Genomic DNA, 12401 nt, shown 5'->3' on the forward strand with positions numbered 1-12401 from the left:
GAGACGCCGGTGCGCATCACGTCCATCGGATGCGCGGCGGCCGGAATCCATTCGAGCGCGGCTTTCACGTTGGCGGGCAGGCCGCGCATACCCTTGAGCTTCGCCTTGTACGCGCTCAGCTCGGCCTGCGTGGGCAGCTTTTCGTGGACCAGCAGATACGCAATCTCTTCGAATTCGCAGGCGCCCGCGATGTCGAGAATGTCGTAGCCACGGTAGTGCAGATCGTTGCCGGTCTTGCCGACCGTGCACAGCGCGGTGTTGCCCGCGGTCACGCCGGACAGGGCGACGGACTTCTTCGGTTTGAATGCGCCAGCGGCCGGCGTGCTGTTGTCTGCTTCGCTCATATCTTCGTCTCCAGAGGCATTGGGGGTGTTTTTGGACGATGCCTGAAATGCAAAGAACGGGCCAGCCGCGCGCCCCACGGCTAAGTGCCTGATTTGACAAAAAACATCCGTTCGGCAACTCGAGGAGTTAATTTCATAAATGAAATCACAATTTCACAATAGAAACCGAACCGCGCATAATGGAGGGACGTTCCACCCAAGCAGCGAGCGTCCGCCTTGAGCACCTCTCCTTTCGAACCCGTCCAGCGGCCGCGCATCTGGGCGATGAGCATCAGCCGCCTGCGCGATCTGTTTTTCGACATCGCAGGCGAATATGTCGAACGCGCCGATTTGCGCATCGTCTCGCATGGCTTCGAAGACGCCGTCCGCGAGATCGACTCGGCCGACGCAAGCCGCCCGGACGTCGTGATCGCCGGCGGCTCCAACGGCGCGTATCTGAAGACGCGCGTCCCCGTGCCGGTGGTGCGCATCAACGCGACCGGCTTCGACGTCATGCATGCACTGGCGCGCGCGCGCCGCGACGGCGCGAAAGTCGCGCTCGTCACGCACGGCAACACGCCCGACGAAGTGCGGCGCTTCATTTCCGCCTACGCCCTCGACGTGACGTTCGCCTCGTACGATTCGGCGCAGGACGCGGAGAGCGTGGTGCTCGACCTGCGCGATCGCGGCATCGACGTCGTAGTAGGGCCTGGCCTCGTCACCGATCTCGCCGCGAGCGCCGGCATGGGCGCCGTGTTTCTCTACTCGCGCGCGTCGATCCGCGCAGCCTTCGACACCGCGCTCGAAGTCGCGGAGGCCACCCGCCGCGAAACCGTGCGGCGTCAGCGGCTCGACAATCTGCTGCAGCATCTGCGCGACGGCGTCGTCGCGCTCGACGCGCAAGGGCGAGTCGAAGCGATGAACCAGCGGCTCGCCAGCGTGCTCGGCATCGACGCGTCGCGCGCCGTGGGCCGCGTCCTGCTCGATCTCGCCCCCGATCTCGCGGGCAGTCTGCCGGACGCAGACGGCGACAGCTTCTGCACGGTGCGCGGCGCGAGCTACGTCGTGCATCGCGGGCCGCTCGCCAGCAGCGGTGGCGCGGCCGGCACCGTGCTGACGTTTCAGGAATCGCGCGCCGTCGAACGGCTCGACCGTACCTTGCGCTCGCGTCAACGGGTCCAGCAGTTCAGCGCACGTTACCGGCTCGACGATATCGTCGGCGCGTCGGAATCGATCGGACGGGTGCGTACGCTCGTCACGCGCTATGCACGCTCCGACGCCACCGTGCTGATCCTCGGCGAAAGCGGCACGGGCAAGGAGATGGTCGCGCAGAGCATGCATCAACTGAGCACGCGGCGCGACTTCGCCTTCGTCGCCATCAATTGCGGCGCCTTTCCCGAGGCATTACTGGAAAGCGAATTGTTCGGCTACGAGGAAGGCGCCTTCACCGGCGCGCGCAAGGGCGGCAAGGCGGGGCTGATCGAAGTGGCGCATCGCGGCACGCTGTTTCTCGACGAGATCGGCGAGATGCCGCTGTCGCTGCAAAGCCGCTTATTGCGCGTGCTGCAGGAACGCGAGGTGGTTCGGCTGGGTTCGACGGAACCGACGCGGGTCGATATCCGGGTCGTCGCGGCAACACATCGCGCGCTGACCGAAGGGATCGAAGCGGGCCGCTTTCGCGCTGACCTTTACTATCGGTTAAATATTCTGAGCATTGCGTTGCCGCCGCTGCGCGAGCGCTCTGCCGACCTGTTGCCGCTCGCCGTGGAACTGCTGCTGCAAGCCGCCTCGCGTGACCCGAGACTTGCCGCGCGCCTGCCCGACGCAGCCGCCGCCGAACGCGTGCTGGCCAGTCTGAACGAACCGTTCAAGCATTACGCCTGGCCCGGCAACGTGCGTGAATTGCAGAACGTGATCGAACGGATTGCCGTCGAACTCGCCGATGCCGACACGCCGGCCGACGCAGCGAGCGGCGCGGTCTTCATCCGCGAGATGCTGCGCGGCGTGGCGCCCGAAATCGCCGAGCCGCCGGCACGCGCCAGGAAAACCGCCCTCACTTTGCGCGAGCGCAGTCGTCATGTGGAAGCCGACGAAATCCGTGCCGCGCTTGCCGCTCATGACGGCGACCGTGATGCGGTGTGCGACGCACTCGGCATCAGCAAGACGACCTTATGGCGCAAGCTCAACGCCGCGCAATAACGCGGCCTCGCAGCGGCCAAAGCGACCCGCTACGAGCAGCAGGACTACACTCGTCGTGATTGAATCGACGAACGTCCCCACCAAGGAGCAGGAACATGTCGAAGACCTATCGGATCGCGGTCATTCCCGGCGACGGCATCGGTGTCGAAGTCATGCCCGAAGCGCTGCGCGCGCTCGACGCGGTGCAACGGCGCTTCGGCCTCGAACTGGAATACGAGCACATCGAGTGGGCGAGTTGCGACTACTACGCGAAACACGGCAAGATGATGCCGGACGACTGGAAGGCTCAACTCCAATCCGCCGACGCGATCCTGTTCGGCGCGGTAGGCTGGCCCGACACCGTGCCCGACCATATTTCCCTATGGGGCTCGCTGCTGAAATTCCGCCGCGAGTTCGACCAGTACATCAATCTGCGACCCGCACGCCTGTTCGCCGGCGTGCCCTCGCCGCTCGCCGGACGCAAGGCCGGCGACATCGACTTCTGGATCGTGCGTGAGAACACCGAAGGCGAATATTCGTCGGTGGGCGGCGTGATGTTCGAAGGCACGGAACGCGAATTCGTCCTGCAGGAATCGGTGTTCACACGACATGGCAGCGAACGCGTGCTGAAGTTCGCGTTCGATCTCGCGCAACGCCGCGAGCGCAAGAAAATCACGGTGGCCACCAAGAGCAACGGCATCGCGATCAGCATGCCGTGGTGGGACAAATGCGCGGCCGGCGTCGCCGCGCAGTATCCCGATGTGGCCTGGGACAAACAGCACATCGACATTCTGTGCGCGCGCTTCGTGCTGAACCCGGATCGCTTCGACGTAGTGGTCGCCACCAATCTGTTCGGCGACATCCTCTCCGATCTCGGGCCGGCCTGCACCGGCACGATCGGTCTCGCGCCCTCCGCGAATCTCAATCCCGAGCGCAGGTTTCCGTCGCTATTCGAACCGGTGCACGGTTCGGCGCCCGACATCGCCGGCAAGAACATCGCCAATCCGGTTGCGATGATCTGGTCGGCCGCGATGATGCTCGATTTCCTCGGCAATCATGCGGGCAAGGAGCGCGAGGCGCACGACGCGATTCTCGCGGCAATCGAAGCCACGTTACTCGCAGGCCCGCATACCGGGGACCTCGGCGGCAAGGCGAGCACGACGGAAGTGGGCGAGGCCATTGCCGCCAGACTCACGACTTCGATCGCCTGAGCCGGGCCACCCCCGCCTGCCGTTCAACTCTCTTACGCTGCCAGGACTTACTCGCATGAGCATGGATGCCTACCCCATCGAAGTCGCCTTCCCCGATATCACGATGCACGAACATTCGTCGTCGGGTGTTGCTTATGTCCACACGTTCGACTCGGGGACGCCCGGCCCGCACGTGATGATCAATGCGCTGACGCACGGCAATGAAGTGTGCGGCGCGATCGTCGTGGACCAACTGCTGCGCGGCGGGCTCAAGCCACGGCGCGGGCGTCTGACCTTGTCGTTTGCCAACGTGGCCGCTTACGGGCGCTTCGATCCCGCGAAGCCCGATGCCGCCCGTTTCGTCGATCAGGATTTCAATCGCGTGTGGACCGCGAAAGTGCTCGACGATACCTCGCTCATGTCGAGCGAACTGACGCGCGCCCGCGCGATGCGGCCCGTGATCGACAGCGTCGATCTTCTGCTCGATCTGCATTCGATGCACGAGAAGAGCAAGCCCTTGATCGTCGCGGGGCCGCTGCAGAAAGGGATCGACCTCTCCGTGCAAGTGGGCACGCCCGCCACGGTCATCTGCGACGAGGGCCATCCCGAAGGACGCCGTATGCGCGACTACGAAGGCTTCGGCGACCCGTCCAATATGGAGAAGAACGCCTTGCTGATCGAATGCGGCCAGCACTGGGAGCAAAGTGCGGTTGCCGTGGCTCGCGACACCACTGCGCGTTTCCTGCTGCTCAGCGGTGTCATCGACGAAGCCGATCTGCCGCCGGACTGGCTCGCGCCATTACCGCCGGTTCAGCACATCGTGCGCGTGACGCAGCCAGTGGTGGCGACCAGCATGGATTTCCGCTTCGCGGCACCCTACACCGGCCTCGAAATTTTCGCCGACGCCGGCAGTGTGATCGGCTGGTCGAACGGCGAAGCGGTGGTCACGCCCTACGACGATTGCATGCTCGTCATGCCTTCCTTGCGACAGTTGCGCCCGGGCGTCACCGTGGTGCGATTGGGCAAGATCGAACAGACCGTGACCCGCGCCAGCACCGGCGGATAAGGCCGCGATTCGCGCCAACACCATCCGTCGATGTGCATCCGCCACAGGCGCGGGTAATCCCGCGTTGACCCTTCATTGTCGATTTACTTACAGTGACGTCGGTTCGCACACAGAATCATGGTTCTACATACGAACAAAACTGCATTTTTTTGCAGTCAGGAGACGACAATGAACCGCAGCACCGCTGTGAACGTTCAAACCTTCATCAACGAGCACCCCTTTTCGCCGTTCCAGTGGCTGATCTTCTTCATGTGTTTCGTCATCGTCCTGTTCGACGGTTTTGACACGGCGGCGATCGGCTTCATTGCGCCTTCGTTGATTGCCGAATGGGGCATCACCAAACCGGCGCTCGCGCCGGTATTGAGCGCGGCGCTGTTCGGCCTCGCCTGTGGCGCGCTCGGGTCGGGACCGCTATCCGACAAGCTCGGGCGTCGCTCGATGCTGCTGGGTTCGGTGCTGCTGTTCGGCGTCGCCTGCCTCGGCTCGGCCTTCTCGGGCAGCATCGAACAATTGACCGTGCTGCGCTTCATCACCGGCGTCGGCCTCGGCGCGGCCATGCCGAACGCCGTGACGATGATGGGCGAATACTGTCCGGATCGCCGTCGCGCGACCGTGATCAACCTGATGTTCTGCGGCTTTCCGCTCGGCGCCGCGTTCGGAGGGTTTCTCGCCGCGTGGATGATTCCGCATTTCGGCTGGCGCAGCGTGCTACTGCTCGGCGGCATCACGCCGCTTCTGTTGCTGATTCTGTTGCTGATCAAGATGCCCGAATCGGTTCGCTACCTGGTCGCCAATCGCGCGAGCATAGAACGGATTCGCGCGGCGCTTGCGCGCATTTCGCACGAAGCGGCGCAAGCGGGCACCTTCGTCATGACGGAGACTGCGCCGCAGACTGGCGGCAAGGGTTTGGGCGTGGTGTTGTCGCGTTCGTACATCGTCGGGTCGGTGATGCTGTGGGTCGCCTACTTCATGGGCCTCGTGATTTTCTACGCGTCGATCAACTGGATGCCGATTCTGCTAAAGGACGCCGGGCTCACGCCGCAACGCGCGACGCTGATTTCCGCGCTGTTTCCGCTGGGCGGCGTCGGTGCCGTGCTGTGCGGGATGCTGATGGACCGCTTCAACGCGAACCGGATCATTGCGGCATGTTATGCGTTGACCGCCGTGAGCGTGTACTTCATCGGCCAGGCGGTGGGCAACGTGGGCGCGCTGGTGTTCAGCGTGTTCGTCGCCGGTGTGTTGATGAACACCGCGCAATCGTCGATGCCGGCGCTCGCCGCCGCGTTCTATCCGACCGAAGGTCGCGGCACGGGGGTGGCGTGGATGCTGGGAATTGGGCGCTTTGGCGGGATTGCGGGATCGTTTCTGGTGGCTGAACTGACGCGCCGTCATTTCACGTTCGCCGGCATCTTTGCGATGGTGGCGGTGGCAGGGTTGCTCTCGTGCGTGGCGTTGCTGATCAAGCAGGCGGCGCGGCCACATGTCGCTGCGTCGGGGGCGGCGAAAGCGGAGTCGTTTGGGCATTGAGGGGGGAGGAGCAAGGGCTTTAGCGTCAATGCCCTCCTCGACTGCCGCCCGCTATTCTCTCGTGCTGTCGAGCATGGCGCGCAGAAATTTATTCTCCTGTTTTCGTAGATCAAAAACACACTCTGCATAAATGCCGGGGTACATCGTTCCATCGGGAGCAGGGTCCCAGGACGCCTCGGCATCTCTTGCCAGTTTGCAGAATTTCTCTGCTTGGTCCTGGGCTGACATGTATTCGTTCAAGAGACGCAGATGTTCGTTCCCTCCCGGGATCGTCTTGCGAATCTTGTTGTAAATGCTCTTATTTTCCGCAACGACGTCGTTCGCAAGGCCGCCGTAACAGTCCGCATCCGACAGTCCACCGCCCAAATGCTTCAGGCAGATCGGATCTGTTCTGGCGTTCGCGGGCCCAACTGCAAGCAGAGTCATACTTGCAGAGAACAATACCAACAGCTTAATGCGACGCATCGTAGACTCCAGAGACAAACAGCCGCGCCTCCGCAAACCGCCTGTTTCGCAAGTTTGGATTGTTGTGCGTGCGGTGCTGATGGATAAAGTCGAACATTGAATCGTATGCCCCCGCATTTATTCTCTCCATGATTCCGACCGCACCATTGCCTGCCCCACAGTTGTAAATGACGCTAACCAACGCATCGTATTCGAATTGATAGAGAGGCACTCTCGCATCCCGGTTTATCGCATTTTCCGCTCTCGCTATGTCCACCTTCATCAGCCCACGCGCGCGTTCGAGGTCGATAGTTTCTCCGAGCGCAATGCGGTCATTAGGGACAATCAGATGTCCGGCCCCGACCGTAGGATAACCGCGGTTATCACGGTATGCCTTCAAAATGTACCCGTCGGTGACTACTTGCCCTTGAAAATTGATTCCATTGAGCGTTCCTGACTCCCATACACCCAGAAAAACCAATGCTTCCGTGGAAACACGCCATGGCTTTGACCGTCGTCGGGTGTATGCCGTTACGCATGATTCGGGAAAGGTGTTGGTGGTTGCAATGCAAAGTGGTGTAGGCATTAAAAATCCAGATGGCCGAGCGATATCGAAATAGGCTGCGCTTCGCTTGTGGAATAGCGAGCTGTACGGCCGTGCAAGTCCGTGATGCCATGTCGCAATGCCCCGGATAGTAGTCTCACGGTGTAGTGCGTATCAGCTAAGGGATTGTCGTTGCCGTCGCACAAGACGAACTGCTCGTCGTAAGCAGGCGACGGGTTCTGAGAAGTGCCAAGATTTGCGACCACTAAATCGGGTCGGCCTTCGTCGGATTCGAAAAACACACCCGGGTCGCGCCCGACAATGACTCTGTTCTCGCCGCAAGGACACGCTACCTGATCGCCGTCGAGAACAACGAGCCGACCCATCTCGGTCATCCTGTAGGCGGTTCCGATAATTTCGTATGCGCCGGTGCAATTTCCACAAGTTGCCTTGTCTCCGCTCAGGGCAATTTTTTTACCCCCGTCATGAATTGTCGATGACTCAGCGATAACTACGCCGCCTGTAGTTGTCGGGTCACCATGCCGTACCGCTGCTCTACGCATGACTAAACCTGCATTGCGTATGTCGCGGCGTTATATGGCGCACCGTAGCGTCCATCTGTTTTGTCATTCAACCGTCCCCCTGGTGTTCGATTTTCCCGAGACGACGCAGGTCACGCTTTCAGGCAACTCGCAGCGTGAGCGGCATCGCAAGACGGATCATCGTCGCTCGACACCGCTAACGCTGATAGGAGAAATTTGAAAAGCAGAAGGGAATCTTCTGAGGTTTCAGGTCGTCTGATTGATGAGTCCGGCGACGAAAAAAGCGTGGCGGAGCACTTCCCGATAAACTACGCCGTTATTTCCGCGTCGGCATGCCGCGCAGTGTGCCCGCCCGCTCTCGCACCGACGCCCAAACGAACCCAGGACTTCAGGTCATGAAACGCGCAGTTATCTCCGCCATACTCACCATGGCGTGCTTCGCTCAACCGGCCGCCCAGGCCGTGGCGCAAACCGTCAACAATCAATGTTTCGCGCTCGGCGACATCGCCGGCCAGGTAGCTTCATGGCGCGCGCACAAAAAGACCAAAGCGCAGGCGCTCGATCAAGCCGCGAAATACTATAAAGACTCGGCCGACCAGCAAGCGGTCAATGCCATCATCGAGAAAATCTACGCACCCGGCGCACCCCACATGACGCCCGATCAGGCCAGCATGGCGATCACGCAGGACTGTGCGAACCAGCATCAAACGCAGGCGCCCGCCGCACAGTAGCGCCCGCTGGATGCTCAAATGATTTTGCGCACAGGCGCATGGGCGAACAGGCGTTCAGCCGTTGCGCCACACGCACACGTCACCGGTGTGCAACTGAGCGCCGCCGAGCACGAAGCGCGCATCGGCAGGCGCCGGAGCCTGCGCTTGCTGTGGGCCGAAATTGAACGCAAAGGTCAATTCACCACGACGTCGAATGCGTACCCCATCGGGAAGCAGTTGCGTGTCGATACCCGCTTGCCGCGCGGCCTGTTGCAGGACCTCGCGATGCAACGCATGCGACAACCATCCCGCCACATAACGAAGCTTGCCGTGCGCGAGAATCGCCGGCCAGGTATCGTCGAACTGTGCGGCGACACGCGTGTCGCCGTTAGCGCGAACGTGCTCGCGCCAATGCATCGCCACACCGTGAGTGTCACCCACTGACAGCGCGGGCGCGAGCGTCGGGCGAAGCGATTCGATTTCGAGTACCTGCATCGGCAGAACCCGCTGCAACGCGCCGGGCGGCAGATTGCCCGGAATGGCAAACGCGTCGGTCTTTGACCCGCTGCGCGGCCCAAATACCCACTGCGCACTACTGCGTTCGATCTGATCCACGAGCGCATCGTCGATAACAGCAAGACTCGGCACGACCACCAATCGATACGCAGACAGATCCGCGCTGCGCGACACGATATCGACATCGAGCCCAAGCTCGCGCAGCGATTCGTAATAGTCGAACACCAGCGTCTGATAGTCGAACGTTTTGCCGTGCCGCTGGATCTCGAACATCCACTGCGTCTCGTAGTCGAACACGATCGCCACCGACGCAGGCGACGGCGCCCCCAACGCCGAGAGCGCCGCACTTGCCGCAATCTCACGCGCCGCCTGCTGCACTTCCAGTCCGCCCGGCGACAATTCGTTGTTGGGCAGATTCAGACCTGAATGCATCTGCTCCTGCGCATACGGACACTGACGCCAACGGAAATACGACACCAGCTCCGCGCCGTGCGCGAACGCTTCATACGCCCACAGCCTGACCATGCCCTTCGCCGGCACCGGATTCCACGGCGCCCAGTTGACCGGTCCCGCCTGCTGCTCCATTACCCAGAAACGCCCCCGCCCAATAGCACGGTAGCGATCATGATCGAAGGCAGACACATCGGGATGCGCGGTGCGTGCATAGCGCGCCTTCTGCTCCTCGGGCAGCGCGATCGATTCGGTACGCGCAATCGGATAGCTGTCCCATGCCGCCACATCGAGCGCGTCGCCGTCGGCAAAACGGTAGTGATCGAAGGTCGTGAAAAAGCCCATGAAGTTATGCAGGATGTCCGCGTCGGGCGCATGGCGCCGCAGCACCTCGACCTGCCCGGCATGAAAGCTCGCTACCTCGTCCGACACGAAGCGCCGGAAGTCCAGCAGATGAATCGGATTGGCATCGGTCGGCGTCAAATTCGGCAGACCGATCGCCTCGAACGACGGATACTCCATGCTCCAGAACACGTTGCCCCAGATTTCGTTCAACGCCTCTATCGTTTCGTAGCGATGGCGCAGCCATCGATGAAACCGCGCAAGCGCGGCGTCGGAATAACTCGGCACCGTATCGTGGCAGCCGAGTTCGTTATCCGTCTGCCACGCTACGATTGAAGGATGGCGCCCATAGCGCTCCACCATCGCGGTGACGATGCGCACGCATTCGCGCCGATATGTCTCGCTCGAAACGTCGTAATGGCGCCGCGAGCCGAAGTTCCACCGTGTGCCGTCGGCGCGCACCGGCAGCACCTCCGGACAGGCATCGATCAGCCACTTCGGCGGCGACGCGGTCGGCGTGCCCAGCACGATCTTCAGCCCGGCAGCGGCCAATGTCGCGACCGCTTCGTCGAGCCACTCCCACACGAATTCGCCGGCGCGCGGCTCCATGCGGCTCCACGCGAATTCGGCGATCCGCACATGCGTGATGCCGAGTTCGACCATCCGCTTTGCGTCGTCGGCCCACATCGTGCGGGGCCACTGTTCCGGGTAATAGCAAACACCAAGTTGCATGAACGTATCTCGTGAGTAGTTGAAGACAGGCAGGCGTTCAGCCTTTGCTCGCCCCGAAAGTCAGGCCGGCGACAAAATGCCTCTGCATCAGAAAAAACATCAACACCGAAGGCAGCGCGGCCAGCACCGAGCCCGCCGCGACCAGGTTCCACGCCGTGGTCCATTGCCCTTTGAGTGCGGCGACGCCGACGGTGATCGGTGCGGCGTCATCGCCTTGCGTGAGGCACAGCGCCCAGAAGTAGTCGTTCCATACGAACGTGAAGACGAGAATGCCGAGCGCAGCAAGCGCGGGCCGGATCAACGGCAAAACAATGCGCCAGTAGACGGTCCATTCGCTCGCGCCTTCCACACGCGCCGCTTCGATCATCTCGAACGGCAATTGCTTGATGAAGTTGCGCAGAAACAGCGTGCAAAAGCCGGTTTGAAACGACACGTGAAAAATCACCAGCGCCCACACGCTATTGAACAGGCCGACTTTCAGCGCCATGTCGCGCACGGGGATCATCAGAATTTGAACCGGCACGAAATTGCCGGCCACGAATGCGAACAACACCACCGTATTACCCGGAAAGCGATAAGTCGCCAGCGCAAAGCCGGCCATGGAGGCCAGCACGATCGCGCCGAGCACCGACGGCACCGTGATCAACACGCTATTGGTGAAGTAATGCAGCATCGGCGTTTGCGTAAGCGCCGTGCCGTAGTTTTCGATCAGGGCAAAATGTTCCGGCCAGCCCCAGTAATCGCCTCGCGAGAGTTCATCGGACGAGCGGATCGACGTGACGAGCACGGCCAGCATCGGCAACAGCCAGATCAGCAGGGCAATGGGCAACGACACTTTGTACAGCGTGCGGTTGAGCGGTTTCCAGCGTTCGACGGGAAGCGGATACATGGCAGGTGTCTCCTGGCAATCAGGTTTCTTCGCGCAACATGCGGCGCAGATGGAACACGATGTAGACGAGCATGATGGCGAACAGCACGACGGCGATCGCCGCGGAATATCCCTCGCGGTAGTACTTGATAGCCTGGTCGTACATGTAATAGGCAAGCACGGTGGAACTGTCGAATGGGCCACCGCCGCTCATCACCGCGATCAGGTCGAAGCTGCGCAGCGCGCCGATCACCGTCAGCACGATCGCCATGAAAGTGGCGGGCCGCAGTTGCGGCAGGATCACATGCCACAACAGACGCACACCCTTCGCGCCTTCCATGCGCGCCGCCTCGACCACTTCGGGATTGATGCCGGTGAGGCCGGTGAGATACAACACCATGCAGAACGGCGTCTGCGGCCACAACGCGGCGAACACGATGCCGAAGGTCACCGTATGCGGATCGCCGAGCACGGGAATGCCGTGACCGACGATCAAGCGCAACAGGCCGAAGCCCGGATCGTAGAACCAGCTGAACACGAGCCCGACCACCACGCCGGAGAGCACGAACGGCGCGAAGAACAGCGACTTCACGACCCGCATGCCGCGGACATGCTGGTTCAGATACAACGCAAACAGCAGGCCGAGCGGCGGCGCCAGCAGAAACAGCGCGAGCCAGATCAGGTTGTTCTTGAGCGCCGTGTAAAACGTATCGGCATGAAACAGTTCGATGTAGTTGCCGAAGCCCGCAAACGTCTTCGGCGTCATGCCGTCCCAGTTGTAGAAGCTGAGCGAGATGCTGCTGATAATCGGGTAGATCACGCACAGGCAGAACAGCGTACAACCCGGCAACAGGAAGAAAAGCGCGGCGCGATGCTGATGACGGCGCGTCGTCGAGACGTGACGGTGCCGCGCCGCGGGTAAGCGGCGCGCTGCGGATTGAAACATGGATCGGGCCTCGTCGAAGATCG

The 12401-nt window shown here is 61.7% G+C and carries 12 protein-coding genes; 5 read left to right on the plus strand and 7 right to left on the minus strand.

The window, feature by feature from the left end:
- The coding region (locus tag FQ705_RS32570) for a citrate/2-methylcitrate synthase (protein ID WP_313955694.1) at window positions 1-344 on the minus strand (344 nt) is incomplete at its 3' end.
- 216 nt (window positions 345-560) lie between these two features.
- Between FQ705_RS32570 and prpR the strand changes: the two genes are divergently transcribed.
- The 4 genes from prpR (at window position 561) to FQ705_RS32590 (ending at window position 6284) form a co-directional block, all read left to right on the plus strand.
- Window positions 561-2522, plus strand: coding sequence for a propionate catabolism operon regulatory protein PrpR (gene prpR / locus FQ705_RS32575; RefSeq protein ID WP_144148959.1), 1962 nt, complete (start codon window positions 561-563; stop codon window positions 2520-2522).
- A gap of 95 nt (window positions 2523-2617) precedes the next feature.
- On the plus strand, window positions 2618-3712 hold the full coding sequence (locus FQ705_RS32580) for a tartrate dehydrogenase (RefSeq protein ID WP_144148961.1): 1095 nt from the start codon (window positions 2618-2620) through the stop codon (window positions 3710-3712).
- A 55-nt stretch (window positions 3713-3767) separates the two neighbouring features.
- Entirely contained in the window at window positions 3768-4757 is a 990-nt protein-coding gene (locus FQ705_RS32585) for a M14 family metallopeptidase (protein WP_144148963.1), read from the plus strand.
- 168 nt (window positions 4758-4925) lie between these two features.
- Entirely contained in the window at window positions 4926-6284 is a 1359-nt protein-coding gene (locus tag FQ705_RS32590; RefSeq protein WP_144148965.1) for an MFS transporter, read from the plus strand.
- 51 nt (window positions 6285-6335) lie between these two features.
- Here the strand turns inward: FQ705_RS32590 and FQ705_RS32595 are convergent, their stop codons facing one another.
- Genes FQ705_RS32595 through FQ705_RS32605 form a run of 3 tightly spaced genes read right to left on the minus strand, consistent with a single transcriptional unit; the run spans window position 6336 to window position 7835 of the window.
- Window positions 6336-6749 carry a hypothetical protein gene (locus FQ705_RS32595; protein WP_144148967.1) on the minus strand — a complete coding sequence of 138 codons (414 nt, stop codon included), beginning with the start codon at window positions 6747-6749 and terminating at the stop codon, window positions 6336-6338.
- Complete coding sequence (locus tag FQ705_RS32600; RefSeq protein WP_144148969.1) at window positions 6736-7314, minus strand: lysozyme; 579 nt, start codon at window positions 7312-7314, stop codon at window positions 6736-6738. The genes FQ705_RS32595 and FQ705_RS32600 overlap by 14 nt, the downstream gene beginning before the upstream one ends.
- Window positions 7314-7835 (minus strand): PAAR domain-containing protein, encoded by a 522-nt coding sequence (locus tag FQ705_RS32605; RefSeq protein ID WP_144148971.1) that lies wholly within the window; start codon window positions 7833-7835, stop codon window positions 7314-7316. The genes FQ705_RS32600 and FQ705_RS32605 overlap by 1 nt, the downstream gene beginning before the upstream one ends.
- 374 nt (window positions 7836-8209) lie before the next feature.
- On the opposite strand from FQ705_RS32605, the gene FQ705_RS32610 reads away from it, so the two are divergent.
- Window positions 8210-8545, plus strand: coding sequence for a hypothetical protein (locus FQ705_RS32610; protein ID WP_144148973.1), 336 nt, complete (start codon window positions 8210-8212; stop codon window positions 8543-8545).
- Between the two features lie 54 nt (window positions 8546-8599).
- Here the strand turns inward: FQ705_RS32610 and FQ705_RS32615 are convergent, their stop codons facing one another.
- Genes FQ705_RS32615 through FQ705_RS32625 form a run of 3 tightly spaced genes read right to left on the minus strand, consistent with a single transcriptional unit; the run spans window position 8600 to window position 12378 of the window.
- Window positions 8600-10564 carry a beta-galactosidase gene (locus FQ705_RS32615; protein ID WP_144148975.1) on the minus strand — a complete coding sequence of 655 codons (1965 nt, stop codon included), beginning with the start codon at window positions 10562-10564 and terminating at the stop codon, window positions 8600-8602.
- Between the two features lie 37 nt (window positions 10565-10601).
- On the minus strand, window positions 10602-11453 hold the full coding sequence (locus FQ705_RS32620) for a carbohydrate ABC transporter permease (protein ID WP_144148977.1): 852 nt from the start codon (window positions 11451-11453) through the stop codon (window positions 10602-10604).
- 19 nt (window positions 11454-11472) lie between these two features.
- Window positions 11473-12378 (minus strand): carbohydrate ABC transporter permease, encoded by a 906-nt coding sequence (locus FQ705_RS32625; protein WP_144148979.1) that lies wholly within the window; start codon window positions 12376-12378, stop codon window positions 11473-11475.
- Window positions 12379-12401 lie beyond the last annotated feature (23 nt).

This window comes from Paraburkholderia sp. BCC1884 (assembly GCF_900996225.1).
Lineage (GTDB): Bacteria > Pseudomonadota > Gammaproteobacteria > Burkholderiales > Burkholderiaceae > Paraburkholderia.